Source organism: Micromonospora sp. NPDC048907, assembly GCF_055586885.1.
The window spans coordinates 1-26,268 of the sequence record NZ_JBVJHI010000012.1; the positions used below are offsets into that span (position 1 = coordinate 1).

General features: G+C 75.8%; 19 protein-coding genes, 1 rRNA gene and 1 pseudogene. 17 read left to right on the plus strand and 4 right to left on the minus strand.

Annotation, left to right across the window (positions count from 1 at the left end; genetic code table 11):
* Positions 1–83: ribosomal RNA gene (gene rrf / locus ACZ6PY_RS29050) — 5S ribosomal RNA — on the plus strand; the annotation flags it as partial.
* A 92-nt stretch (positions 84–175) separates the two neighbouring features.
* Here the strand turns inward: rrf and ACZ6PY_RS29055 are convergent.
* Complete coding sequence (locus tag ACZ6PY_RS29055; protein WP_466078039.1) at positions 176–2,023, minus strand: hypothetical protein; 1,848 nt, start codon at positions 2,021–2,023, stop codon at positions 176–178.
* Between the two features lie 3 nt (positions 2,024–2,026).
* Between ACZ6PY_RS29055 and ACZ6PY_RS29060 the strand changes: the two are divergent.
* Both ACZ6PY_RS29060 and ACZ6PY_RS29065 read left to right on the plus strand, forming a co-directional pair.
* Positions 2,027–2,611 (plus strand): annotated as a pseudogene (locus ACZ6PY_RS29060) (hypothetical protein); the annotation flags it as partial.
* Between the two features lie 596 nt (positions 2,612–3,207).
* The gene (locus ACZ6PY_RS29065; protein ID WP_466078335.1) at positions 3,208–4,203 is read left to right on the plus strand and encodes an HAD-IIA family hydrolase; all 996 of its coding nucleotides are present in this window, start codon (positions 3,208–3,210) and stop codon (positions 4,201–4,203) included.
* A 9-nt stretch (positions 4,204–4,212) separates the two neighbouring features.
* On the opposite strand, the gene ACZ6PY_RS29070 is transcribed toward ACZ6PY_RS29065, so the two are convergent.
* Positions 4,213–4,548: an SCP2 sterol-binding domain-containing protein gene (locus ACZ6PY_RS29070; RefSeq protein WP_466078042.1), complete on the minus strand. Its 336-nt coding sequence runs from the start codon at positions 4,546–4,548 to the stop codon at positions 4,213–4,215.
* A gap of 110 nt (positions 4,549–4,658) precedes the next feature.
* On the opposite strand from ACZ6PY_RS29070, the gene ACZ6PY_RS29075 reads away from it, so the two are divergent.
* The 5 genes from ACZ6PY_RS29075 to ACZ6PY_RS29095 all read left to right on the plus strand — a co-directional run bounded on the left by ACZ6PY_RS29075 (position 4,659) and on the right by ACZ6PY_RS29095 (position 11,777).
* Complete coding sequence (locus ACZ6PY_RS29075) at positions 4,659–5,333, plus strand: phasin family protein (RefSeq protein ID WP_466078045.1); 675 nt, start codon at positions 4,659–4,661, stop codon at positions 5,331–5,333.
* On the plus strand, positions 5,330–5,575 hold the full coding sequence (locus ACZ6PY_RS29080) for a hypothetical protein (RefSeq protein WP_466078048.1): 246 nt from the start codon (positions 5,330–5,332) through the stop codon (positions 5,573–5,575). The genes ACZ6PY_RS29075 and ACZ6PY_RS29080 overlap by 4 nt, the downstream gene beginning before the upstream one ends.
* Before the next feature lie 23 nt (positions 5,576–5,598).
* Positions 5,599–6,453, plus strand: a complete 855-nt coding sequence (locus tag ACZ6PY_RS29085; RefSeq protein WP_466078050.1) for a TlyA family RNA methyltransferase — start codon at positions 5,599–5,601, stop codon at positions 6,451–6,453.
* Positions 6,450–7,334, plus strand: coding sequence for an NAD kinase (locus tag ACZ6PY_RS29090; protein ID WP_262285361.1), 885 nt, complete (start codon positions 6,450–6,452; stop codon positions 7,332–7,334). Before ACZ6PY_RS29085 ends, ACZ6PY_RS29090 begins: the two co-directional genes overlap by 4 nt.
* Before the next feature lie 711 nt (positions 7,335–8,045).
* A complete protein-coding gene (locus ACZ6PY_RS29095; RefSeq protein ID WP_466078053.1) occupies positions 8,046–11,777 on the plus strand; it encodes a S8 family peptidase in 3,732 nt (1,243 codons plus the stop codon).
* 177 nt (positions 11,778–11,954) lie between these two features.
* Here ACZ6PY_RS29095 and ACZ6PY_RS29100 read toward each other — a convergent pair whose 3' ends face one another.
* Positions 11,955–12,941: a TrmB family transcriptional regulator gene (locus ACZ6PY_RS29100; protein ID WP_466078056.1), complete on the minus strand. Its 987-nt coding sequence runs from the start codon at positions 12,939–12,941 to the stop codon at positions 11,955–11,957.
* 79 nt (positions 12,942–13,020) lie between these two features.
* Here ACZ6PY_RS29100 and recN point away from each other — a divergent pair, with 79 nt between their 5' ends.
* The 9 genes from recN to ACZ6PY_RS29145 all read left to right on the plus strand — a co-directional run bounded on the left by recN (position 13,021) and on the right by ACZ6PY_RS29145 (position 25,721).
* A complete protein-coding gene (recN, locus tag ACZ6PY_RS29105) occupies positions 13,021–14,778 on the plus strand; it encodes a DNA repair protein RecN (RefSeq protein ID WP_466078060.1) in 1,758 nt (585 codons plus the stop codon).
* 118 nt (positions 14,779–14,896) lie between these two features.
* A complete protein-coding gene (steA, locus tag ACZ6PY_RS29110) occupies positions 14,897–16,075 on the plus strand; it encodes a putative cytokinetic ring protein SteA (RefSeq protein WP_466078063.1) in 1,179 nt (392 codons plus the stop codon).
* 27 nt (positions 16,076–16,102) lie between these two features.
* A complete protein-coding gene (locus ACZ6PY_RS29115; RefSeq protein ID WP_466078066.1) occupies positions 16,103–17,044 on the plus strand; it encodes a copper transporter in 942 nt (313 codons plus the stop codon).
* Between the two features lie 46 nt (positions 17,045–17,090).
* Positions 17,091–17,954 (plus strand): hypothetical protein, encoded by an 864-nt coding sequence (locus ACZ6PY_RS29120; protein WP_466078069.1) that lies wholly within the window; start codon positions 17,091–17,093, stop codon positions 17,952–17,954.
* Position 17,955: 1 nt separating this feature from the next.
* Entirely contained in the window at positions 17,956–19,650 is a 1,695-nt protein-coding gene (gene murJ, locus ACZ6PY_RS29125) for a murein biosynthesis integral membrane protein MurJ (RefSeq protein ID WP_466078072.1), read from the plus strand.
* The gene (locus tag ACZ6PY_RS29130) at positions 19,647–20,780 is read left to right on the plus strand and encodes a glycosyltransferase family 4 protein (protein ID WP_466078075.1); all 1,134 of its coding nucleotides are present in this window, start codon (positions 19,647–19,649) and stop codon (positions 20,778–20,780) included. Before murJ ends, ACZ6PY_RS29130 begins: the two co-directional genes overlap by 4 nt.
* Complete coding sequence (locus tag ACZ6PY_RS29135; protein ID WP_466078078.1) at positions 20,780–23,131, plus strand: hypothetical protein; 2,352 nt, start codon at positions 20,780–20,782, stop codon at positions 23,129–23,131. Before ACZ6PY_RS29130 ends, ACZ6PY_RS29135 begins: the two co-directional genes overlap by 1 nt.
* A gap of 150 nt (positions 23,132–23,281) precedes the next feature.
* Positions 23,282–25,039: a CTP synthase gene (locus ACZ6PY_RS29140; protein ID WP_466078081.1), complete on the plus strand. Its 1,758-nt coding sequence runs from the start codon at positions 23,282–23,284 to the stop codon at positions 25,037–25,039.
* 76 nt (positions 25,040–25,115) lie between these two features.
* A complete protein-coding gene (locus ACZ6PY_RS29145; protein WP_466078084.1) occupies positions 25,116–25,721 on the plus strand; it encodes an NUDIX domain-containing protein in 606 nt (201 codons plus the stop codon).
* Between the two features lie 67 nt (positions 25,722–25,788).
* Here ACZ6PY_RS29145 and ACZ6PY_RS29150 read toward each other — a convergent pair whose 3' ends face one another.
* Entirely contained in the window at positions 25,789–26,109 is a 321-nt protein-coding gene (locus tag ACZ6PY_RS29150; protein WP_466078338.1) for a TM2 domain-containing protein, read from the minus strand.
* Between the last annotated feature and the right edge of the window lie 159 nt (positions 26,110–26,268).

A 26,268-nucleotide genomic window follows, 5' to 3' on the forward strand; every position in this document is an offset into this window, starting at 1 on the left:
ACATTCCGAACCCGGAAGCTAAGCCCTCCAGCGCCGATGGTACTGCACTCGGGAGGGTGTGGGAGAGTAGGACACCGCCGGACAATCTTCCAGTCGAGGGCCGCCCCAGCAGGGTCGGCCCTCGACTGCGTTAGCGTCCGTGGCGGACGCAATGAGGAAGGATGTACCTGTGAGTTCAGGACCGCAGGGCGAGGATCGCCCCCGTCGTTACGAGGACCGCGCCGACCGTGGGCAGGGGCGCGGCGACGCCCGCCGCGACGACCGTCCCCGGAGCGACCGCGACGACCGCTCGGGCGGTCCGCGAGGCGGCTTCCGCGGCGGCGACCGCCGTGAGGGCGGGTTCCGTGGCGGTGAGCGCCGCGAGGGTGGCTTCCGCCGCGACGACCGCGACGCCGGCCCGCGGGGCGGCAACGCCAGCGGTGAGCGCCGCGAAGGCGGCTTCCGTGGCGGCTCGACCGGCGGCGACCGTCGTGAGGGTGGTTTCCGTGGCGGCGACCGTGAGGGTGGCTTCCGTGGGGGCGACCGTCGTGAAGGCGGCTTCCGTGGCGGTGACCGTCGTGAGGGTGGTTTCCGTGGCGGTGACCGTCGCGAGGGTGGCTTCCGTGGTGGCGACCGTGAGGGTGGCTTCCGTGGTGGCGACCGTGAGGGCGGCTTCCGTGGTGGCGACCGTGAGGGCGGCTTCCGTGGCGGCTCGACCGGCGGCGACCGCCGTGAGGGCGGGTTCCGTGGCGGTGAGCGCCGTGAAGGCGGCTTCCGTGGTGGCGACCGTGAGGGTGGCTTCCGTGGCGGTGACCGTCGCGAGGGTGGTTTCCGTGGCGGCTCGACCGGCGGCGACCGCCGTGAGGGTGGCTTCCGTGGTGGCGACCGTGAGGGTGGCTTCCGTGGCGGTGACCGTCGCGAGGGTGGTTTCCGTGGCGGCTCGACCGGCGGTGACCGTCGTGAGGGTGGTTTCCGTGGTGGCGACCGTGAGGGTGGCTTCCGTGGCGGTGACCGCCGTGAGGGTGGTTTCCGTGGCGGCTCGACCGGCGGTGACCGTCGTGAGGGTGGTTTCCGTGGCGGCGACCGTGAGGGTGGTTTCCGTGGGGGCGACCGCCGCGAAGGCGGCTTCCGCGCGGGCGAGCGTCGTGAGGGCGGCTTCCGTGGGGGCGATCGCGAGGGCGGCTTCCGCGGCGGCGAGCGTCGTGAGGGTGGCTTCCGTGGGGGCGACCGCCGCGAGGGTGGTTACCGTGGTGGCGACCGTGAGGGCGGCTTCCGTGGCGGTGACCGCCCTGGCGGCTCCGCCGGCGGTGACCGTCGTGAGGGCGGCTTCCGTGGCGGTGAGCGTCGCGAGGGCGGCTTCCGTGGCGGCGACCGTGAGGGCGGCTTCCGTGGCGGCTCGACCGGCGGTGACCGTCGCGAGGGTGGCTTCCGCGGTGGTGAGCGTCGCGAGGGTGGCTTCCGCGGCGGGGACCGTCGCGAGGGTGGTTTCGGTGGCGAGCGCCGCGAGGGTGGCTTCCGCGGCGGGGACCGTCGTGAGGGTGGCTTCCGGGGCGGCGATCGCGAGGGTGGCTACCGTGGCGGCGAGCGTCGCGAGGGTGGCGCTGGCGGCGAGCGCCGCGAAGGCTTCCGCCGCGACGACCGCGTAGGCGGCTCCCGTGGCGGCGAGCGTCGCGAGGGTGGCTTCGGCGGCGACCGCCGGGAGGGCTTCCGCCGCGACGAGCGGCCCGGCGGCTTCCGCCGTGACGACCGCGAGGGCGGCTTCCGCGGTGGACGCGAGCGTACCGAGCGGGACGGCGAGCGCCGGGGCTACGGCCGGGACGACCGCCGGCCGGACGGCGCGTACCGGGAGCGGCAGGACGAGCGCATCGAGGGGCGCACGGGTGAGGCGCCGGCGCTGCCGGACGAGGTGGTCGCCAGCGACCTCGACTCGGCCGTCCGCGCGGAGTTGCTCTCCCTCGCCAAGCCGGTGGCGGAGACCGTCGCCCGGCACCTGGTCGCTACCGGCCTGCTGATCGACGAGAACCCGGCCGAGGCGCTGGCGCACGCCATGGCCGCGCGCCGGCTCGCCTCGCGGATCGCCGCGGTGCGGGAGGCGGTCGGGCTGGCCGCGTACCACGCGGGAGAGTGGCAGACGGCCGTCGCCGAGCTGCGCACCTACCACCGGATGACCGGGCTGCAGAGCCACCTGGCGGTGCTGGCCGACTGCGAGCGGGCGCTGGGTCGCCCGGAGCGGGCCATCGACCTGTTCCGCGGGGCGGACCGGGAGAAGCTCGACCAGGCCGTCGCCATCGAGCTGCTCATCGTGGCCAGCGGGGCCCGGGGCGACCTCGGGCAGAAGGACGCGGCCGTGGCCATGCTCCAGGTCCCCGAGCTGACCGCCGACTCGACCGAGTCGTGGGCGGCGCGGCTGCGCTACGCGTACGCCGACGCGCTGCTCGCGGTGGGCCGGCGCGAGGAGGCGCGGGAGTGGTTCTCCCGGGCCGCCGACGTGGACGCCGAGGGCGAGACCGACGCGGCCGAGCGGCTGCTGGAGCTCGACGGCGTCGTCATCGAAGGTGACGACGAGGAGGACGAGGAGTTCGCGGCCGGTCCGGGCACCCCGGGTGCCGTCCCGGCGCGTCCCGACGCCGACCTCACCGGCAACTCCGACGAAGACGAGGACGAGGACGACGACCTCAGCGACGAGGACGACGACGACGACCTCGACGACGAGGACGACGAGGACGACGACCTCGACGACGAGGACGACGAGGACGACCTCGACGACGAGGACGACGACCTCGACGAGGACGACGACGAATTCGACGAGGACGACGACGAGGACGACCTCAGCGACGAAGCCGACGAGGACGACGACCTCGACGGCGACGCGGACCAGGACGACGACGATGCCGACGAGGACGACGAGCTCGACGGTGACGCCCGGCAGCGTGCCGACACGGCGGACTCGGTCGCCGCGGACACCGCCGACGCGGTGCCGGCCGGCGAGGGCGCCGGGTACCGGGACCGGGACGCGGCGGACCTGGGCGACGACGAGCTGACCGACGCGGAGGCGCGCTCGCTCGCCGCCGACACCCGCGCCGCCGCCGTGGACGCCGCCGGCCCGGACGGCCCGGACGGGAACACGCCGGGCGACGGGGAGCCGGAGCGCCGGTGACCGGGAACACCGGGGACGCGGGTTCCGGTCCGGATCGCGGGGAACGCGACCGGGCCGGAACGGGCGACCGGCTGGTCGACGGGTACACCCTTGTCGTCTTCGACCTGGACGGGGTGATCTACCTGATCGACCGGCCGATCCCCGGTGCGGTCGAGGCGGTCGGCCGGTTGCACGCCGAGGGCCGGGCGGTCGCGTACGCGACGAACAACGCCTCGCGCCGGTCCAGCGAGGTGGCCGACCTGCTCACCGGCATGGGTGTGCCGGCCGGGCCGGAGGAGGTGCTGACCTCCGCGGCCGCCACCGCCGAGCTGCTGCGCGACCGGCTGCCCGCCGGCGCGCCGGTGCTGGTGGTCGGTGCGGAGGCGCTGCGCGCGGAGCTGCGCGCCGTGGGCCTGCGCCCGGTCTCGACGGTGGACGATGAGCCCGCCGCCGTGGCCCAGGGGTACGGCCCGCAGGTCGGCTGGTCCGACCTGGCGGAGGCGTCCCTCGCGGTCCGGGCGGGCGCGCCCTGGTACGCCACCAACACCGACCGGACCCTGCCCAGCCCGCGTGGCCCGCTGCCGGGCAACGGCTCGCTGGTGGCGGTGCTGCGCACCGCGCTGGAGCGGGATCCCGACGTGGTGGTGGGCAAGCCGGAGCCGGCGCTGTTCGCCACGGCCGCCCGCCGGGCCGGCTCGGGGCGGACGCTGGTGGTCGGCGACCGGCTGGACACCGACATCGAGGGCGCCCGCCGGGCGGGCCTGGACAGCCTGCTGGTGCTCACCGGGGTCAGCGACGTGGCCGAGCTGCTGGCCGCGCCCGAGTCGCGCCGGCCCGCGTACGTCTCCTTCGACCTGGCGGGGCTCTTCGACCCGGCGGCCGTGGTGCGGGTGCCGGGCACGGCGAACGCCGGCGGCTGGTCCGCGACGGTCGCCGACGGGGGCCTCACCCTCGACGGCGCGGGACGCCCGCTCGACGCCCTCGCGGCGCTGTGCGCGGCGGCCTGGTCGACGGGGACCGGCCCACGGGTGCGCCCCGCGTCCCCGGCGGCGGAGCAGGCCCTGACGGCGCTCGGCCTGGCGGACTGACCGGCCCGGTCAGAGCAGCTTGCGGAGCTTCATCAGGTCGAACGGGTTCGCCTTGATCGACACCCGCCGGGAGCCCACCGCCTTCATGACGTCGAGCTGACCGTGCACCAGGGCGACCAGGTCGTCGCTCGTGGTGCTCAGCGCGATCTTCGCCTTCGGGTCGTCGCCGTCGGTGAGGTCGACCAGCCGGCCGCCTTCGATGCGCCCGTGGAACGCGGTGTCCAGGTCGGTGATGCGGCAGGCGAGCGTGCGGTCGAGGTCGATCCGCTCCTGCGCCTCGGCGTGCCGGTCCAGCCGGGCGGCCAGGTCGTGCAACGCCTGCCGGCACTCGTCCACGCTGGCCACATCGTCTCCTCACACGCGCCACGCCGTTCCCGGCACCGTACCGCAATCGGGCGTCCGCGGCGCCCGGTAGCGTGACACCTGCACACCCCGCCCCGCGGAAGGACTCTGGCATGCAGGACGCGTGGCGCGCCTACCTCGAGCTGGCCATGGGCCTGACGGAGGCGCCCCGGAAGAAGGCTCAGGACGCGGTGAAGCGCGTGGTCGGCCAGGGCGGTGCGACAGCCGCCCAGCTCCAGTCGCTCGCCGAGGAGCTGGTCTCCACCGGGGCGGCGAACCGGGAGGCGCTGACCAAGCTGGTCCGCTTCGAGGTGGACCGCGCGCTGGGCGCGGTCGGCCTCGCCACCGCCGACGAGGTCGCCGAGCTGACCCGCCGGGTGCACGACCTGGAGCGGCAGCTGCGCGAGGCGAAGACCACCGGGGCCCCGGAGGCCGGGGCGAGCACCGCCGGCGCTCCGGAGAGCCGCGCGCGGCGCGCGCCGGCCGGTCCCGGCCCGGCCGCCGAGACGGCGGGCGCCGGCGAGGTGACGCCCTCCGGGGACCTGGCCGCCGAGGAGCCCGTCCCGGCCGCGGAGCAGCCCGCCCCGGCCGCCCAGGCGCCCGTCTCGGCCCCCCCCGCGCCGGCGCGGACCAAGGCGGTGGCGAAGAAGGCCGTGGCCAAGAAGGCCATCGTCAAGAAGCCCTCGGCCACCGTCGCGAAGACCCCGGCCGAGGAGTCGCCGGCCGCCCCGGTGCGCCCGGCGAAGAAGGCCGCCGGCCGCAAGCCGACCGGCGGTGCCGGGTCGTGACCGCGCCCTTCCGTCCCGGCCCGCGCCCCGGGCCGCCGCCGGCCGGTCCCCGGCCCGGCCCGCCACCCGGGGCACGGCCGGCGCCGGTCGAGGAGGTCGGCGAGGCGCGGCACCCGGCGGTGGACGTCGCCGTGCACGCCATGATCAACGCCGAGGCGCTCTCGCCGGCGGACCAGATCGCCCAGTACGAGGCGGCGTACGAGACGCTGCGCGAGACCCTGGCCAGCATCGACCAGGCCTGAGGAGAGGCGGAGAACAACCACCGATGGCACGTCGAACCCGGCTGGATGCCGAACTCGTCCGGCGCGGCCTGGCCCGCTCCCGTGAGCAGGCCGCCGCGCTGGTGGAGGCCGGTCGCGTCCAGCTGCGCGGGGTGCTCGCCCGCAAGGCCGCCGCGATGGTCGACCCCGCCGACCCGTTGCTGGTCACCGGCGAGGACCCCGCCGACGAGTACGTCTCCCGGGGCGGTCACAAGCTGGCCGGCGCGCTCGCCGCGTTCACCCCGGGCGGGCTGACCGTGGCCGGCCGGCGCTGCCTCGACGCGGGCGCCTCCACGGGCGGCTTCACCGACGTGCTGCTGCGCGCCGGCGCCGCCGAGGTGGTGGCGGTCGACGTCGGCTACGGGCAGCTCGCCTGGTCGCTGCGGAACGACGAGCGGGTGCGCGTCTTCGAGCGCACCAATGTGCGTACCCTCACGCCGGAGGCCATCGGCGGCCCGGTCGACCTGACGGTGGCCGACCTGTCGTTCATCTCCCTGCGGCTGGTGCTGCCCGCGCTGGCCGGTTGCTCCCGGCCCGACGGCGACCTGGCGCTGATGGTCAAGCCGCAGTTCGAGGTGGGCAAGGAGCGGGTCGGCGCGGGCGGGGTGGTCCGCGACCCGGAGCTGCGCGCCGAGGCCGTGCTCGACGTGGCCGCCGCGGCCGCGCAGCTCGGGCTGGGCCTGGCCGGCGTGGCCGCCAGCCCGCTGCCCGGGCCGAGCGGCAACGTCGAGTTCTTCGTATGGTTACGCCGGGACGCGCCCGCCGCGGACCCCGAGCGGGTACGCGCGGTGGTGGCCGCCGGCCCGCAGGGATCTCCGGCCGCCGGGCCGGTGGCCACGACTGAGGAGGTGTCCGGGTGAGCCGGACCGCTCTGCTGGTGACGCACACGGGTCGTCGGCGCAGCACCGAGCACGCGCGCGCGGTGGCGGCCGACCTCATCGCGGCCGGCTTCGAGGTGCGGGTGGTCGCCGAGGAGGTCGACGACCTGGACCTGCCCGGCGTGGTGCCGGTGACCGGCCCGGAGGCCGCCGAGGGCGCCGAGATCGTGTTCGCGCTCGGCGGGGACGGCACGTTCCTGCGCGCCGCCGAGCTGGCCCGCCCCGCCAAGGCCCCGCTGCTCGGCATCAACCTCGGCAAGGTCGGCTTCCTGGCCGAGGCGGAGATCGACGACCTGGACAGCGCGGTGCGCGACGTGGTCGGGCGCAACTACACCGTGGACGAACGGCTCACCCTCGACGTCACCGCCGAGTTCGAGGGCGGCCCGACCATCGAGTCGTGGGCGCTCAACGAGATCAGCGTGGAGAAGGGCGAGCGGGCCCAGATGCTGGAGCTGCTCGTCGACGTGGACGGCCGGCCGCTGTCCCGCTACGGCTGCGACGGCGTGGTCTGCGCGACCCCGACCGGCTCGACGGCGTACGCGTTCTCCGGCGGCGGGCCGGTGGTCTGGCCCGAGGTGGAGGCGTTGCTGCTGGTGCCGATCAGCGCGCACGCGCTGTTCAGCCGCCCCCTCGTCACGGCGCCGACGTCCACCTTCGTGATCACCGTGGACCCGTTCACCACCCTCGCGGTGCTCTCCTGCGACGGCCGGCGGGTCTACGACCTGCCCCCGGGCGCCCGGGTCACCGTGCGCCGGGGCGCGCTGCCGGTGCGCATCGTCCGGCTCCGGGCGCGGCCGTTCACCGACCGGCTGGTGGCCAAGTTCGACCTTCCCGTGCAGGGCTGGCGCGGCAACCGTCGCTGACCGACGACTCAGCGAAGATCGGCGTCGGCCGGTACGGCGTACCCGGCTGCGGCCCAGGGAGGGTTACGGTAGGAGCCTCCCCCGACGACGGCACGCCGCGCCGGGTTCCGGCGACCGTGGCCGGCACCGGGCCGGGGCGGATGCTTTCCGCCCCCGCGGCGGGCGACCGTCGGGGCCGGTGCCGTCGTTCTCCGGAACGGCGATCGGGGCGTCCGGACTGCGTCGAGGTGGAGTCCGGGCGGGGCGGCGAGGCCGTGTCCGCCCGGACCGCGCGGTCCGGCGGTCGTGGCCCTGGCCAGGGGGTGGTCGGGTCCACGACGGTCGGGGTGTCGGAGGAGTCGCGGCCGGCCGCGGCGGGCGGACGGCGAGCCGCGCCCGGCCGGGTTTCGACCCCGGTCGGGTCGGCCGGATCGGCGAGCCGCCGTCGGAGGAAACGGCGGCTCACGAACCGGGCGGCGACGCACTCGTCTCCGGCACCCCGGCCATCGGCCGTTCCGGCTCGCGCCCGCCGGGCGACATTCCACGCCCCCGCTCGCGGCAATCTGCCCGACACCGGATGGTCCGACCGCGGTCGACCCGTGTCCACCTGGCGACATGTCGCCGGTGCGGCGTGGCGTACCTAGTGACCGACCGATGATCTCCGTCGCAGACTCCGGTCGGCCGGCCTCAATCCCCCCCGAGGCCGGCCACCCGAGTAGAGGAGCGCATCGCATGCACCGGTCCCCACGCTGGCTCGCCGCCGGCGCGGTCGGCGCGCTGGTGGTCGGACTCGCCGTACCGGCGTCCGCCGACCCGCCCGCCCGGCCCACCGGCCCGAGCCCGGCCACGCCCGCCCCGGGCGCGGCACCCGTCCGCATCACCCTGATCACGGGCGACCAGGTCGACCTCGCCCCGGCCGCGCCCGGCCGGGTCGCCGCCACGGTCCGTCCCGGCCCCGGCCGGGAGCGGGTCACCTTCCACACGCTGGAGGTCGACGGCGGGCTGCGGGTGCTGCCCAGCGACGTCGTGCCGTACGTCTCCGCCGGGGTGCTCGACGCCGACCTGTTCGACGTGCAGGAACTGGTCGCGGACGGGTACGGCGACGCCGCGCAGGGCGCCTTGCCGCTGATCGTCCGCTACCAGCAGCCCGCCGCCGGCCGGGTCCGGCCGCTCGCCGGCGCCACCGCCGCCCGGCCGCTGGAGAGCATCAACGGCGCGGCGCTGCGGGTCGGCAAGGGCGACCTCGGCGGCCTGTGGACCACGCTGCGGGGCACGCCGGAGGCCCGGACCACCGGCGGCGCGCCCCGGCTCGGCGCCGGCATCGCCCGCGTCTGGCTGGACGGGCGGGTCCACGCGGATCTGGAGCACAGCGTGCCGCAGATCGGCGCACCGGCGGCCTGGGCGGCCGGCCGGGACGGCCAGGGCGTCCGGGTCGCGGTGCTCGACACCGGCGTCGACGCCGGCCACCCCGACCTGGCCGGCCGGATCGCCGAGACGCAGGACTTCACGGGCAGCGGCAGCGCCCGGGACGGGCACGGGCACGGCACCCACGTGGCCTCCACCATCGCGGGCAGCGGCGCCGCCTCGGACGGCCTGCGCAAGGGCGTCGCGCCCGGTGCGCGGCTGCTGATCGGCAAGGTGCTCGACGACAGCGGCAGCGGCTACGACTCGTCCATCATCGCGGGCATGGAGTGGGCCAGCCACTCCGGCGCGAAGGTGGTCAGCATGAGCCTCGGCGGCCCGGCCACCGACGGCACCGACCCGATGAGCCAGGCGGTCAACGACCTCACCGCCGAGACCGGCACCCTCTTCGTGATCGCCGCCGGCAACAGTGGCGCCGCGGGTACCGTCGGGACGCCGGGCGCGGCCGGCGCCGCCCTCACCGTCGGGGCGGTGGACCGCGACGACAACCTGGCCGACTTCTCCAGCCGCGGCCCCCGGATCGGCGACAACGGCCTGAAGCCGGAGATCACCGCGCCGGGCGTCGGCATCGCCGCGGCCCGCGCCGAAGGCACCACCATGGGTACGCCGGTGGACGAGGCGTACACGCGGGCGTCCGGCACGTCGATGGCGACCCCGCACGTGGCCGGCGCGGCGGCGATCCTCGCTCAGGAGCACCCGGACTGGACCGCCGGGAAGCTCAAGGACGCGCTGGTCAGCACGACGAAGGCGAACCCCGCGCTGACCGTCTTCGAGCAGGGCGCCGGCCGGGTCGATGTGGCTCGCGCGCTGAGCCAGCGGGTGTACGGCTCGGCCACCGCCGACTTCGGCCGGGTGAACACCGGCGGTGCGGCGGCGGAGCGGACCGTGACGTACACCAACGGCACGTCCTCCCCGCAGACCCTGCGGCTGGCCCTGGAGCTGCGCAACCTCGACAGCGGCGCCGCCGAGCCGGACGGGGTGTCGCTCGACGGCACCGAGGTGACCGTGCCGGCGGGCGGCAGCGTGGACGTCCCGCTGCACGCCGACCCGGCGAAGCTGGACCGGGGAGTGCACGGGGGCTGGCTGGTGGCCACCGGCGCGGACGGTATCGCGGTGCGTACGGCGGTCGGGCTCACCCTCAGCGGCCCGCTCCACACCGTCACCCTGCGCGCGCTGGACATGGCCGGGCAGCCGGGCCTTTCGCCGGTGGTCACCCTCTTCGGTGAGCACTCCGAGTCGGACCAGATGCTCTGGCTTCCCCCCACCGGATGGCAGGTGCAGGTCGAGGAGGGTCCGTACCTGCTGGAGGGCCTCATCGAGCACGGCGCCCCGTTGGACGAGCAGATCACCCTGGTCACCGACCCCGAGCTGATGGTGGATCGCGACCTCACCGTGGTGCTCGACCCGCGCAAGGGCACTCCGGTGCGGATCGAGACGCCGAAGCCGACCGAGCAGCGGGCGGTGATCAGCTTCTACGAGCACCGGATCTTCGGCAACGGGCGGCAGGTCGACCACGGCGTCATGAACTTCAGCACGACCCAGCAGGTCAACGTCACCCCGACGCGGTCGGTGAGCCGGGGCGAGTTCGAGTTCGCCTCCCGCTGGCAACTGGTGGCGCCCATGGTGGACGCCAAGGTCAGCAACGTCTCCGGTCCGCTGGACATCAACCTGCTGGGCCAGTCGCCCGCTCCGGCGGGCCGTCGGAAGCTCCCACTGGTCTGGGCAGGCGACGGCACCGCCGCCGAGCTGGCCCGGGCCCGGGTCCGGGGTGCGGCCGCGCTGGTGGCCGGCAGCTACGACCGCGCCGAGGAGGACCAGGTCGCCGATGCCGCGGCGGCCGGCGCCGCCATGGTGCTCATCGTCCGCCCGGCGGACCGGAGCGCGTGGACGGTCTGGCGACCGGACGGGGACCGGTTGCCGATCCCGTCGTTGGTGGTCGCGTACGACGACGGACAGCCGATGATCGCGGCGGCGAAGCGGGGCCGCGCGACCCTGGACGTGACGCTGACCGTGGACAGCCCCTACCTGTACGACGTGTTCCAGGTGTCGAAGGGGCGGGTCCCGGAGCGGATCGTGCACCGGGTGACGGCGGACAACACCGCCGAGGTGACCGCACGCTACGCCGACACCGGCGGGTCCGACTGGGCCAGTGAGCAGCGGTTCGGCTGGCGATCCTGGCAGGAGTACTCCTGGAACGACGACCAGCGGATGGTGCGTACCGGCACCACCCGGCAGGAGTTCGTCAGCGCCGGGGACAACTGGTGGCAGCAGCGGGTGCTGCACCGACTCACCTGGTCCTGGGGGCAGCTGCTCGGCGGGCTCGCCCAGCAGCCCCGGCGGTACGCCGCCGACGACCGGGTCACCGAGACCTGGCACGCCCCTGTGGTCCGTCCGGCCGTGCCGGCGGGCGCCGGAGCGCCGGTACCCGCGCGCACCGGCGACACCCTGAACCTGCCGGTGGCCGAGTTCGTCGACGCGGACGGTCATTACGCCGCGGCCGGCGAGGGCGAGGAGCAGGACACCGTGGAGCGCCGGCTGAGCCGGGACGGGCAGCAGATCGCCGACCTCTCCGGCGGCTGGGCGCCGGTGCCGACCACCCCGGGTGCGGCGCGGTACCGGCTGGACGTCACCACGCGGCGTGCCTCGGACGAGTGGCGGTGGGCCACGCGTACCGAGACGGCCTGGCAGTTCACCTCGGCCCGGCCGGACGGGGACACCGCCCAGCCGCTGTCGCTGCTGCAGGTGGACTACCGGGTCCCGGCGGACCTGCGGGGCGAGGTGCCCGGCGGCCGGCCGCACCAGGTGGGTCTGACCCTGCGCCAGCCGGCGGGCGTACCGGCGCCGACCGGTGTCGGGGTGCGCGTCGAGGTGTCGTTCGACGGCGGGAGCCACTGGCGGCGCGTGCCGGTGCACGGCTCGGGCGCCCGCTTCACCGCGATGGTGCCCGCCGGGCGCGGCACGGTGTCGCTGCGGGTGCACGCCGGCGACCGGGCGGGCAACACCGTCGACCAGACGGTGCTCGACGCGTACGGGCTGCGCTGAACGGACGTCCACGCGGGACGGACCCCCCTCGCCCGCGTGGACGTCACCCCCGTCCGTCCGTGGTGCCCGCCCCTTCCGGTGGGCGCCACGGACGGCGCCGCGGCCGGTCGCCGCCGGCACCGTACTCGGGAGGCGGGGCCGACGGCGCTGCGGCCGGTGGCCGGGGTGTCGGACGGGTCAGAGCCAGCCGCGACGGGCGGCCTGGTAGGCCAGACCCGGCCGGGTGTCGACCCCGGCCACGGTCATCAGATCGGCGAGACGCCGCTGCACCGTACGGCGGCTCACGCCGAGCTGGGAGGCGATGGACTTGTCCGGCACCCCGGCCACGAAGAGCGACAGCAGCCGGACCTCGTCGGCGTCCGGCCGGTACCCTCCGCCCGCCCGGTCCTCGACCGGCGTGGCCGACGAGCTCACCGGCGTCGCCATCAGCCAGTGGCTCTCGAAGAGGGCGACCAGGGCGTCGAGCAGTTGGCTGCGGCCGATCACCGCGGCGGTCGGTTCCCCGCCGCCCCGTTCCGGGACCAGCGGGCAGACCGCCGTCCGGCCGTCGACGACCGCCAGCCGGACGGGCAGCCGGTCGAGGACCCGGGCCTGCTCGCCGGCGCGGACGCCCTGCTCGACGTCGGCCAGGGCGCCCGGTTCGAGGAGCATCTCGCGTTCGTAGATGGCCCGGTAGCGGACCCCGCGGGCCAGCGCGTCGAACTCCTCGACGTTCTCCTGGCCCGGCATGGCCAGCGGGTTGGCCCGGCAGAACCAGAGCACCTCGTCCCGGGCGCCGTTCTGCAGGTCGCGCAGGCGTTCGCGGAGCGCCCGCGCCCCGGTGATCACCTCGACCAGATGGTCGGCGTTGTGCCGCCGCATGCCGGCCCGGTACTCCTCGGTGAGCTGGGTGACCGCCGCGCGCGCCGCCTCCAGCGCCGCCTGCCGGCGCAGCAGCGCCTCACCGAGCGGGACGTCGGGGGCCAGCGGCCGCAGCGGCGCGTCGGGCTCCGGCCCGGCCGGCGGCACGAGTCCCTTGCCGCGCAGAGCGTCGAGCTGGGCGAGGATCTCCCCGGGCGGGCGGCCCAGCCGCCCGGCCAACTCGTCGACCCGCGCGGTCGTGAGCTGCACGAGGCAGCGGTAGAGCCGCTCCTCGTCGGGGGTCAGGCCGATCACGTCGAGCACGGGGCAGAACTGTACGACCCCGCCACCGGCACCGCGCCGGCTGGTCAAGTGTCGGAGGACGCGTCTACTGTCGGGTGCTGTGCTGGAAGAGCTGCGCATCACCGGACTGGGCGTCATCGAGGACACCACGCTGCCGCTGACCGGCGGGATGAACGTCATCACCGGCGAGACCGGTGCGGGCAAGACCATGGTGGTGACCGGCCTGGGCCTGCTCTTCGGCGGCCGGGCCGACGCCGGCCGCGTCCGGGCCCAACCGGGCCGCGCTGTGGTGGAGGGCCGGCTGCGCCTGGACGGCCGGGTGGCCGAGACGGTGCACGCCCGGATCACCGATGCGGGCGGCGAACCCGACGAGGACGGCTCGCTGCTGCTGAGCCGCACGGTCACCGTCGAGGGCCGGTCCCGCGCGCACCTGGGCGGCCGCGGCATGCCGGTGTCGATGCTGGGCGAGGTCGGCGAGCAGGTGGTGGCGGTGCACGGCCAGTCCGACCAGCTGCGCCTGCTGCGTCCCGCCGAGCAGCGGGCCGCGCTCGACCGGTTCGCCGGCCCGGAGCACGAGAAGCTGCTCGACGCGCTGCGCGAGACGCACACCCGGTGGCGGGCGGTGGTCGACGACCTGGCCGACCGGCGGCGCAACGCGCGCGAGCGCAACCAGGAGGCCGACCTGCTCCGGCTCGGCCTCGACGAGATCACCCGCGTCGACCCGCAGCCGGGCGAGGACGACGAGCTGAAGGCGGAGGCGCAGCGCCTGGAGCACGCCGAGGGGCTGCGCACCGCCGCCCAGCTGGCCCAGCAGTGCGTGGCCGGCGGCGTGGAGGCCGCCGACGACACCCCCGACGCCACCGCGCTGCTCGGCACCGCCCGGCGCACCCTGGAGGCGCAGGCCGGCACCGACCCCGCCCTGGGCGAGCTGGCCGCCCGGCTGGAGGAGGCCGCCACCCTGGTCACCGACGTCTCCGCCGAGCTGTCGACCTACCTGGCCGCGCTGGACGCCGACCCGGCCCGCCTGCAGACCGTCTACGAGCGCCGGGCCGCGCTGCGCGGCCTCACCCGGAAGTACGCCGACGACGTCGACGGCGTGATCGCCTGGGCCGAGCGGGCCCGCACCCGACTGTCCGACCTGGACACCTCCGACGACCTGCTGGACGAGCTGGACCGGGAGGCGGCCCGGCTCGCCGGTGAGGTGGCCGACCTGGCCGGCCGGGTCTCCACCTCGCGGCAGGAGGCCGCCGTCCGCTTCGCCGAGCAGGTCACCGTCGAGCTGGCCGGGCTGGCCATGCCGCACGCCCGGATCGAGGTGGCCGTGCTGCCCCGGCCGGCCGGGCGGGCCGAGCCGAGCCTGCCGGTCAACGGGGTCGAGGCCGGCGTCGGCCCGGACGGCGCCGACGAGGTGGAGCTGCGGCTGCTCGCCCACCCGGGCGCCCCGGCGCTGCCGTTGCAGCGGGGCGCCTCCGGCGGCGAGCTGTCCCGGGTGATGCTCGCCATCGAGGTGGTCTTCGCCGGCTCCGGTGGCCCGCCCACCCTGGTCTTCGACGAGGTCGACGCGGGCGTCGGCGGGCAGGCCGCGGTGGAGATCGGCCGCCGGCTGGCCCGGCTGGCCCGCAGCCACCAGGTGCTCGTGGTCACCCACCTGCCGCAGGTCGCGGCGTTCGCCGACCGGCACCTGGTGGTGGCGAAGGACACCGGGGGAGCGGTCACCACGAGCGGCGTGCGGGTGGTGGAGGACACCGAGCGGGCCCGCGAGCTGGCCCGGATGCTCGCCGGTTTGCCGGACTCGGATCTGGGTATCGCGCATGCCGAGGAGCTCCTGGCGGTGGCGGCCAAGGAAAGGCGCCCCTGATCCCGAGATTGTGAGCGCAAGCACACCGGCGTGCGCTCCGGTGTGCTTCCCTGGGTAGGCGGCCCTGCTCAGGCATGTCGCGACAGCAAAACCTGCCTCACATGCCAGGATGGTCACGATGCGTCTACCCACGTTGCGCCGGACCCGGAACGCGGAACCGGGCTCGATCCTCGGTACCGCGCGCCTCGACCGCCGGACGAAACGGCTGGTCGGCCGGCTCCGCCCGGGCGACATCGCGGTCATCGACCACGTCGACCTGGACCGGGTGGCGGCCGACTCGCTGGTGGCCGTCGGTGTGGCCGCCGTGCTCAACGCCAAGCCGTCGGTGTCCGGGCGCTACCCGAACCTCGGGCCCGAGGTGCTGATCTCGGCCGGCATCCCGCTCCTGGACGACCTCGGCGAGAGCGTCTTCGAGCAGATCCGCGAGGGCGACGTGGTGCGCATCGAGGGCAACACGGTCTTCGTCGGGGAGGAGCCGGTCGCGCACGGCACCCTGCAGGACGCCGAGACGGTCGCGAAGTCGATGGCCGACGCCCGCGAGGGGCTGTCGGTGCAGTTGGAGGCGTTCGCCGCCAACACCATGGACTACCTGCGGCAGGAGCGCGACCTGCTGCTCGACGGCGTCGGCGTGCCGGAGATCCAGACCCAGATCCAGGGCCGGCACTGCCTCATCGTGGTCCGGGGCTACGACTACAAGGCCGACCTCGACGTGCTGCGCCCCTACATCCGGGAGTTCAAGCCGGTGCTGATCGGCGTGGACGGCGGCGCCGACGCGCTGGTCGAGGCCGGCTACACCCCCGACATGATCATCGGCGACATGGACTCGGTCACCGACGACGTGCTGCGCTGCGGCGCCGAGGTGATCGTGCACGCCTACCCGGACGGCCGGGCGCCGGGCCTGGCCCGGGTGGAGGGCCTCGGTGTGCCGGCGATCACCTTCCCGGCCGCGGCCACCAGCGAGGACCTGGCCATGCTGCTGGCCGACGAGAAGGGCGCCTCGCTGCTGGTGGCCGTCGGCACCCACGCCACCCTGGTGGAGTTCCTCGACAAGGGCCGCGGTGGCATGGCCTCGACCTTCCTGACCCGGCTCAAGGTGGGCGGCAAGCTGGTCGACGCCAAGGGCGTGAGCCGGCTCTACCGGCAGAGCATCTCCGGGTCCTCGCTGCTGCTGCTCATCCTCTCGGCGGTGGCCGCGATGGCCTCGGCGGTGGCGGTCTCCACAGTCGGGAAGGCGTATTTGGGTGTGGTGTCGGAGTGGTGGGACAATTTCGTGTTCCGGCTCGGCCAGATCTTCTAGCTCCCCGACGACCAAGAGGCTGCAAGCGTGATCAACTTCCGCTACCACGTGGTGTCCCTGACCGCGGTCTTCCTGGCGCTGGCCATCGGCCTGGTGGTCGGCACGGCCGCCCTGAACGGTCCCGTGGCCGACTCGCTCAAGGAGCGGGTCAACGGGCTCAGCAAGGACAACTCGCTGATGCGCCAGTCGGTCAACAGCCTCCAGAAGGAACTGGACATGGAGGAGGACTTCGCCGCCGAGATGGCGCAGGTCATCCTCCCCGGCAAGCTGAACGGCCGGCGGGTGCTGGTGCTGAGCCTGCCCAGCGGCCGGGACCACACCGAGGGCGTCATGAAGATGCTCCAGCTCGCCGGGGCCAACGTCACCGCCCGGATCGACGTCCAGGACAAGTTCATCAACCCGGACAGCAACAACAACCTGCTGGAGCTGGCCGTCACGGCGGCCCGCCCGAACAGCGTGCCCACCTCCGGCCTGCCGGGCAACGGGCACGGTGTGGAGACCTCCAGCGCCCTGCTGGCCAGCGTGCTGCTGGACCGGCCGCAGGGCAGCCCGGCGGTGAGTGACGCGGACCGCCGGGCGGTGGTCCAGCAGTACACCAACTCCGGCTACCTCACGCCGCAGGACAAGATCGGCGGCGCCGCGGAGGCGGTCGTGCTGGTCAGCGGCCAGCCGTACGTCGACAAGTACTCGGCGGAGAAGGACGAGTCGGTGGTGAAGATCGCCGAGCAGTTCGACCGGACCGGCGCGATCGTGGTCGGTGGCATGGGCTCGGCCGGCGGCAACGTGGTCTCGGTGGTCCGGGGCGACCCGGTGCTGTCCCAGACCATCTCGACCGTCGACAACGCCAACACCGTGCAGGGGCAGCTGGTCACCAGCCTGGCCCTGGTGCAGCAGCTGACCGAGAAGAAGGCCGGCCAGTACGGCGTCGGCGACAACGCCGCCGCGCTGCTGCCTAGACTGCCCCAGTGACCGGTCCGTACCGCGTCGCGCTGAACATCCGGATCGGAGGGGTCGCGTGAGACTGGGTCGGCTGCTGGCCGTCGGCGCCGGGGCGCTGGCCGCCCGCTACGTGCTGCGGGAGGTGCGGACCTCGCCGGGCGCACCGGCGCTGGAGCGCACCAACTTCCGGGGCCGCACGGTCACCCTGGCTGCCGGTCCCGCCCTCGCGGTCGGCGCGGCCACCGCGGGCGCGCTCGGCGCCGGCAGCGCCCCGGCGGGCGCGGCCGCGCTGCTCGCCGGGGTGGGCGCGGGCTCCGTCGGGCTCTACGACGACGTCGTCGGCGCGCGCCCCGACCAGAAGGCCGCCAAGGGGTTCGCGGGGCACCTGGCCGCGTTGCGCGAGGGGCGGGTCACCGCCGGGCTGGTCAAGGTCGCCGGCGTGGGCGCCGCCGGGCTCGGCGCGGCGGTGCTGCTCGCCGCCGACCCGCGGGTCGCCGCGCACCCCCGCCGGCAGGCGGCCGGCGCCCTCCGCCGCGGGATCGACGTGCTGCTCGGGGCCGGCGTGGTGGCCGGCACCGCCAACCTGGTCAACCTGCTCGACCTGCGTCCCGGCCGGGCGCTCAAGGCCGGCATGCTGCTCGGCACGCCCCTCGCCCGCGGCCCGTTCGGGGGCATCGCGGCGGGCGCGGTCGGGGCGGCCGCCGGGCTGGTCCGGGAGGACCTCGACGAGCGGGTCATGGTCGGCGACAGCGGCGCCAACGCGCTCGGCGCGCTGCTCGGGGTGAGCCTGGCCGCGCGCACCGGGCCACTGGGCCGGGCCGGCGTGCTGGCCGTGCTCGCCGCCCTCACCGCCGCCAGCGAGAAGGTGAGCTTCACCCAGGTGATCCAGCGGACCCCGGGGCTGCGGCACCTTGACGAGCTGGGTCGGCTCGCCGACTGACGTGACGAAACCGGCACCCCTCGCCGGCGCCGGCCGCGTGGCCGGAGCGGCCGCCCTCATCGCCGTCCTCACCGTGGTCAGCCGGCTGGCCGGCTTCGGCCGCACCGCCGTCTTCACCTGGACGCTCGCCCCCACCGACCTCGGTGGCGCCTACCTGGTCGCGAACTACGTCCCGAACTTCATCTTCGAGATCGTCGCCGGTGGGGCGCTGGCCAGCCTGGTCGTACCGCTGCTGGCCGGCGCGGTCGAGGCGGGGGACCGGCGGGCGGTGGCCGCCACCACCGGCGCCCTGCTCACCTGGACGCTCAGCCTGCTGGTGCCCCTCGCGGTGCTGGTGGCGCTGCTCGCCGACCCGCTGCTGGGGGTGCTCGGCCACGGCCTGGACGGCGCCCAGCAGGAGGTCGGGGCTCGGATGCTGCGGGTCTTCGCCCCCCAGCTGCCGCTCTACGGCGTCGGCATCGTGCTCACCGGGGTCCTCCAGGCGCACCGGCGGTTCGCCTGGCCGGTGATCGCCCCGCTGCTGTCCAGCGTCACCGTCATCGTGGTCTACCTCGGCTTCACCGCCGCGGAGGGGCGCCTGGCCGGCGTCGGCGAGGTCGGCCCCGGCGGCGAGCTGCTGCTCTCCGGCGGCACCACGCTCGGCGTCGTGGTGCTCTCGCTGTCCCTGCTCGTCCCGCTGCGCCGGCTCGGGCTGCGGCCGCGGCCCGGCTTCCGGTTCCCCGCCGACGCCCGGGCCCGGGTCGGTGGGCTGGCCGTCGCCGGCGTGGTCACCGTCGCCGCGCAGCAGATCGCCCTGGTCGTCGCGCTCAACCAGGTCACCTACGGCCGCACCGCCGACGTGGGCGTCTACAACCTCGCCCAGACGGTCTACTTCCTGCCCTGGTCGGTGCTGGCCGTGCCGCTCGCGGTGGCCGCGTACCCGACGCTCGTGGCGGCCCGGGCGACCGGCGACGAGCGCGCCTACCGGGACACCCTCGCCCCGGCGGTGCGCGGGGTGGTGCTGTTCAGCCTGCTCGGGGCCGCCGCGCTGGTCGGCACGGCCGGCCCGGTGGGGCACTTCTTCTTCGACCCGGCCGACGCCGGCACGGCCGCGGCCGGCATCGCCGGCTTCGCGCCGGGCCTGCTCGGCTACGGCCTGTTCGCGGTGCTCACCCGGGCCCTCTACGCGCGGGGGGAGGCCCGGGCGGCCACCGTCGCCACCGCCCTCGGCTGGCTCAGCGTGCCGGTGCTGGCCGTGCTGCTCGGGCACCTGCTGCCGCTGGCCGACCGCGTGCTCGCCGTGACCCTGGCCACCTCCGCCGGCATGCTGCTGCTCGGCGGGCTGCTGATCGTCGCCGTGCTCCGCTCCGCCGGCCCGGCCGCCCTGGCCGGCGTCGGGCGGGCCGGCGCCGCCGGCCTGCTCGCCGCGGCCGTCGCGGGACTCGGCGGCGCGGCCACCGCCCGGGGACTCGCCGGGCTCGCCGGCGGCACCCCGACGACAGGGGAGGCCCTCCTTCAGGGCATGCTGTCCGGGGTCGTGGTCGGCGTGCTGTTCCTCGCCGTCGCCTGGGCGACCGACGCCCGCGACGTCCGGCCGCTGCTCGCGGCCGTGACCCGCCGGCTCGGCCGGCGCCGCCCGCCCGGTGCGGGCGACGGCCCGCGGGAGGACCACCGTCCCGGCGAGCGGGGCGACGGAAAGGAGACCGTTTCCTCATGACGGACGCCTCGTCGGCGCCGCGGTGGCCCGGCTCCGTGGCCCTGGTTCTCGCCTCCAGCACCGGTGGCGTGGGGCAGCACGTCCGCTCGATCGCCCGGGGCCTGAGCGAGGCCGGCGCGTCCGTGCTGGTCTGCGGCCCGGCCGCGACCCAGGACCAGTTCGACTTCACCGGGGTGGGCGCCCGCTTCACGCCGGTGGAGATCCCGGCCAGCCCCACCCCGGCCGACGCGCGGGCCGTCGCCGCGCTGCGCCGGGCCCTCGCCGACCCGCCGGTCGACGTGGTGCACGCGCACGGGCTGCGCGCCGGCCTGGTCGCCGTGCTGGCCCGGCCGGCCGCCCCGCTCGTCGTCACCTGGCACAACGCCGTGCTCGCCGGCGGGCTGCGCGGCGCGCTGTCCCGGCTCGCGGAGCGGATCGTCGCCCGCACCGTCCGGGTCGCCCTGGGCGCCTCCGCCGACCTGGTCGAGCGGGCCGCCGCGCTCGGCGCCGCCGACGCCCGGCTCGCGCCGGTCGCCGCGCCGGCGCTGCCCGCGCCGCGCCGCCGCCGGGCCGCCGTCCGCGCCGAGTTCGGGGTCGCCGCCAACCGGCCGCTGATCGTCTCGGTGGGCCGGCTGCACCCGCAGAAGCGGTACGACATCCTCGTCGACGCGGCCGCCCGGTGGCGCACCCGGCAGCCCGCGCCGCTCGTGGTGATCGCCGGCAGCGGGCCCGCGTACCTCCCGCTCGCCGCGCGCATCTCGACCACCCGGGCCCCGGTGACCCTGCTCGGGCACCGCACCGACGTGGCCGACCTGCTCGGCGCCGCCGACCTCGCCGTGGTGACCAGCGACTGGGAGGCCCGCCAGCTCTTCGCCCAGGAGGCGCTGAGCGCGGGCGTACCGCTGGTGGCGACCGCCGTCGGCGGCCTGCCGGAGCTGGTCGGCGACGCCGCGGTGCTGGTCCCCGCCGGCGACGTGGACGCCGTCGACGCGGCGGTACGTGACCTGCTGGACGACGAGGCCCACCGGGCCGACCTGGGCCGCCGGGGCGCCGCCCGGGCCGCGACCTGGCCGACCGAGGCGGACACCACGGGCGCGCTGATCGACCTGTACGCCGAGCTGACGCCCGAGCACTCGACGGGGACGCCCTGATGCTGCGCAGACTGACCCCCGTGCTGCTGACCCTGCTCGTGGTGGCGCTCGGCATCACCGCGCTGGCCGCGCGCCCGGACGACGGCGCGCCGGAGCGCAGCGCCGACTTCGTGGTGCTGGCCGGTGCGGCCGGCCTGCGCTGGGAGGACGTCGACCCGCAGACCACGCCCACGCTGTGGCGGATGGCCGAGGAGGGCTCGATCGGCTCCCTGTCCGTCCGCTCCGCGCACCGGCCCACCTGCCCCGTCGACGGCTGGCTCACCCTGGGCGCCGGCAACTTCGCCGCCTGGAACGGCAGCCGGTCGGGCGGGGGCTGCCCGGCCACCGGGGTGGCCGTCGAGCAGCCCGACGGGATCGGCGCCAACCTGCCCGACCAGGAGAGCGTGGTCGCCTACAACCAGGACCGGCTCTCCTGGGGGACGACGCCGGGCGCGCTGTCCGAGTCGGTGCGCTGCTCGGTGGCGGTCGGCCCGGGCGCCGCGGTGGCCGCCGCCCGCCCGTTCGGCCGGGTCGACCGGTACGCGCCGGTGCTCCCCGCCGACGCGGCGAAGCTGCTCGGCTCCTGCGTGCTGAGCATCGTCGACCTGGGCACCGTGGACGGCGAGGACCCGGCCGGCCGGGCCGCCCAGGCCCGCCAGGTGGACGCCCAGCTCGCCCGGGTGCTCGCCGCCCGGCCACCCCGCTCCCTGGTCCTGGTGGCCGGCGTCTCGGACACCGACAACCCGTCCCGGCTGCACGTCGCGGTGGCCGACGGCCCGGGCTGGGGCCGGGGCTGGCTGACCTCGCCGAGCACCGCCCGCGAGGGCTACCTGCAACTGGTCGACCTGGCCCCCACGGCGCTGGCCGCCCTGGGCCGCCCGATGCCCGAGCGGCTCTTCCTCGGCCGCCCCGCCGTCTCCGCGGGCGACCGCCCCGACGACCTGCGCGCCGCGATCGACGCGCCCGCCGACGCCGACCGCGAGGCCGCCGCGCAGCGCCGGGTCGCCGGCTGGTTCTTCACCCTGCTCGCCGCCGCCCAGGTGGCCCTCGCCCTGGCGGTGCTGCCGCTGCTGCGCCGGGCCCGCCGGCACGCCGGCCCGCACGGTCCGGAGCCGGTGTCCCGGCGGGTGGTGGCCGCGGTGGAGCTGCTCCTGATCGCCGCCGCGCTCGCCGTGCCGGCGGCCCTGCTCGCCGACGCGGTGCCCTGGTGGCGCGGGTCGCACGCCGGCTGGTGGTTCGCCTGCGTCACCGCCCTGCTGACCGTGGGCGGCACGGCCGCCGTCCGGTTCACCCCCGGCCACGAGCGCACCCTCGGCCCGCTCGGCGCGGTGGCCGCGCTGGCCACCCTGGTGGTCGGGGTGGACGTGCTCACCGGCTCCCGGTTGCAGCTCAACGGCGTGATCGGGTACTCCGCGCTGGAGGGCGGCCGGTACGCCGGCCTGGGCACCGTCGGGCTGGGCGTGTTCATCGCCGGCTCGCTGCTGTGCGGCGGCTGGCTGGCCCAGCGGGTCCGCCGGGCCTGGCGCCCGATGGTGATGGTCGCGGTGGGTGGGACGGCCGTCGTCATCGTGGGCAGCCCCTACCTGGGGGCGGACTCGATCGGCGCGATCGCGCTCACCGCCGGGGTGAGCGTCGCGGCCGCCATCTGCACCGGCGGCTGGCTGACCGTGAGCCGGCTGGCCTGGGCCACCATGGCCGGCCTGGCGGTCACCATCGGCTTCGCCGTGGTCGACGTGGGCCGGCCGGAGGCCGAGCGGGGGAGCCTGGGGCGGTTCCTGGCCGCGCTGGGCGACGGCACCGGCGGCCTGACCGTGCACCGGTCCAGCACCGCCAACTTCCAGACGCTGGTGAACAGCCCGCTCACCGTCCTGGCGCTGGCCGGCGCGGCGCTGGTCTGGTTCGCCCTGCTGCAGCCCTGGGGCGGCCTCATGCGGCTGTTCGGCATCTACCCGGCGATCCGGGCGGCGATGGCCGGCACCGGCGTGGCCGCCGGCCTGGGCGGCGTGCTGGGCGGCTCGGCGCTGGACGTGGCCGGGGCGGCGGCGGCCCTGGTGGTGCCGATGGCGGCCCTGGCCGCCCTGCGGGTGCTCGACCACTCCACCGACCGCACCCTGCCGGGCAGCGGCCGCCCGGGCGACGAGGGCGGGTCGGCCCCGCCCGGCGGCCCCACCGGGGACCGACCGAGCGGCGGGCGCGCCGCCGCGGTCCCCGGCGCGGGCGGCGCCGCCCGGCCCGACCCCGACCCGGCCGCCGCCGAGGACACTCCGGCGGGCCCCGAAGGGGGTACGCGGGCGCCGGACGCGACCGCCGACCGGGCGCCCCGGGTGCCGGCCCAGCCCGGCCCGGCATCGACCGAGGTGCCCGCCGGTTGAGGCGAACACGGCTTCACGTGCGCCGACGGAGGGTGCGACGCCGCTGCGGGGCCGGGGAGGTGTTACCGTGGAATCCCGTGGATCGCGTGATCACTTGGCTGATCGGCACGGCGGTTCGCACGACCGCTACGGACGACACGGGAGCAGGCCTTGGCCCCTTCAGCACGGACGACCAGGCACATTTTCGTCACCGGGGGCGTCGCCTCCTCGCTGGGTAAGGGCCTCACCGCCTCCAGCCTCGGCAACCTGCTCACGGCGCGCGGCCTGCGCGTGGTGATGCAGAAGCTCGACCCGTACCTGAACGTCGACCCCGGGACGATGAACCCGTTCCAGCACGGCGAGGTCTTCGTCACCGAGGACGGCGCCGAGACCGACCTCGACGTCGGCCACTACGAGCGGTTCCTCGACCGGGACCTGTCCGGCAAGGCGAACGTCACCACCGGGCAGATCTACTCGGCGGTGATCGCCAAGGAGCGGCGCGGCGAATACCTCGGCGACACCGTCCAGGTCATCCCGCACATCACCAACGAGATCAAGGCGCGGATCCTCGGCATGGCCGACCCGGACGCCGACGGCCAGACCCCCGACGTGGTGATCACCGAGGTCGGCGGCACGGTCGGCGACATCGAGTCGCTGCCGTTCCTGGAGGCGATCCGCCAGGTCCGCCACGACCTGGGCCGGGACAACTGCTTCTACCTGCACGTGTCGCTGGTGCCCTACCTGGCCCCGTCGGGTGAGCTGAAGACCAAGCCGACCCAGCACTCGGTGGCCCAGCTGCGCAGCATCGGCATCCAGCCCGACGCCCTGGTGCTGCGCTGCGACCGGGAGATCCCGGACAAGGTCAAGGAGAAGCTCTCGCTCTACTGCGACGTCGACCGGGAGGCGGTCACCGCCGCCCCGGACGCGCCGAGCATCTACGACATCCCGAAGGTGCTGCACCGGGAGGGCCTCGACGCGTACGTGGTGCGCCGGCTCGGCCTCTCCTTCCGGGACGTGGACTGGACCCGCTGGGACGACCTGCTCGACCGGGTGCACCAGCCCCGCCACACGGTGACGGTCGCGCTGGTCGGCAAGTACGTCGACCTGCCCGACGCGTACCTGTCGGTGAGCGAGGCGATCCGGGCCGCCGGCTTCGGCCACCGGGCCCGGGTGCAGCTGCGCTGGGTGCCCAGCGACGACTGCGTGACCCCGGCCGGCGCGGCGGCGGCCCTGGCCGGCGTCGACGGCATCGTGATCCCCGGCGGCTTCGGCGTCCGCGGCATCGAGGGCAAGATCGGCACCGCCCGGTACGCCCGGGAGAACGGCATCCCGCTGCTCGGCCTCTGCCTCGGCCTGCAGTGCATGACCATCGAGGTGGCCCGCCACCTGGCCCACCTCGACGGGGCGAACTCGCTGGAGTTCGACGAGGAGGCCACCCACCCGGTGATCGCCACGATGGCCGACCAGGAGGACATCGTCGCCGGCAAGGGCGACCTGGGCGGCACCATGCGCCTGGGCGCGTACCCGGCGAAGCTGGCCGAGGGCTCGCTGGTCGCCGAGGCGTACGGCAGCACCGAGGTCAGCGAGCGGCACCGCCACCGGTACGAGGTGAACAACGCCTACCGCGACCAGCTCACCAAGGCCGGCCTGACCATCTCCGGCACCTCGCCGGACGGCCGGCTCGTCGAGTTCGTCGAGCTGGACCGGGACCTGCACCCGTTCTTCGTGGCCACCCAGGCGCACCCCGAGCTGAAGAGCCGGCCGACCCGGCCGCACCCGCTCTTCGCGGCGTTCGTGAAGGCCGCCGTGGCGTACTCCGAGGCCGACCAGCTCCCGGTCGACCTGGACGCCCCGGCGGAGAACGCGGCGGCGCGGAAGGCGGGCCGCAACGGGGGCGCCCCGGCGGCGAAGGCGGCGTCCGCCTCGTGAGCGAGCGGAGCGAGCGAGCCATCGAGATCGGCAGCGCGGCGCCTCGCGCCGCCCGGGAGCGAAGCGAGGCGGTGGCGTGAGCGCGGTCGAGCACCGGTACGAGGTGGCCGGGCACCGGGAGATCTGGTCCGGGCGGATCTTCTCGGTGGTCAGCGACGACGTCACCATGCCCGGCGGGGGCACGGCGACCCGCGACTACGTGACGCACGTCGGCGCGGTGGCCGTGGTGGCCCTCGACGACGCCGGCCAGGTGGTGCTGATCCGGCAGTACCGGCACCCGGTGGGCCGGCACCTGTGGGAGCTGCCCGCCGGGCTGATGGACGTCCGGGGCGAGGACCTGGCCACCGCGGCGGCCCGGGAGTTGGCCGAGGAGGCCGACCTCACCGCGGGCCGCATCGACGTCCTGGTCGACCTGCACAGCTCGCCCGGGTTCAGCAACGAGGTGGTCCGGGTGTTCCTGGCCCGGGACCTGGCCGACGTGCCCGCCGAGCAGCGCCACGACCGGCGCGACGAGGAGGCCGACCTCCAGGTGGTCCGGGTCGACCTCGACGAGGCGGTCCGGATGGTCCTGGCCGGCGAGATCACCAACGCCTCCTGCGTGGCGGGGCTGTTCGCCGCCGCCCGCGCCCGGGAGACCGGCTTCGCCGAGCTGCGCCGCCCGGAGGCGCCGCTGCCCCGCTGACCGGGGTCGGACGACAAGGGGCCGCGCGGTGCGTGCACCGCGCGGCCCCTTCGTGCTGTGGCGACGGTCAGTCGCGCAGCGGGCGGCCCTGCCCGTCGACGCCACCGTTGACCAGGATCAGGATGCCGTCGATGGTGCCCCAGAGGGCGCCGAAGCCGCAGGTCACGACGCTCACGACGAGCTGGAGCACGCCGGTCTTGGTGTCACCCATGTAGAAGCGCCCGGCACCGAAAAAGCCGAGCAGGATGCCCAGGATGCCCGCGACGACCTTGCTCTTGTCCGAGACGCCCTGCGGCGGGTACTGCTGGTAAGGAGGAGTGGTCATGAGCGGACACCTTAGTGATCCACTGCCGTCCTGTCCGCACCGCCGCCCCGGCGGTGGGAGGATATTTACCGAACATTGTCCTGTCGGCTGAGGCGGTCTCCACCGCACAGCCCGATCGATGCCTGACACACCGTCAGCACGACCGGGCACCGGATGTCACTGTGTTGGCCTCCGTGGGGTTCCCACGCGCCTAGACTGCCGCCGGGCGGGACCGGTGGACCG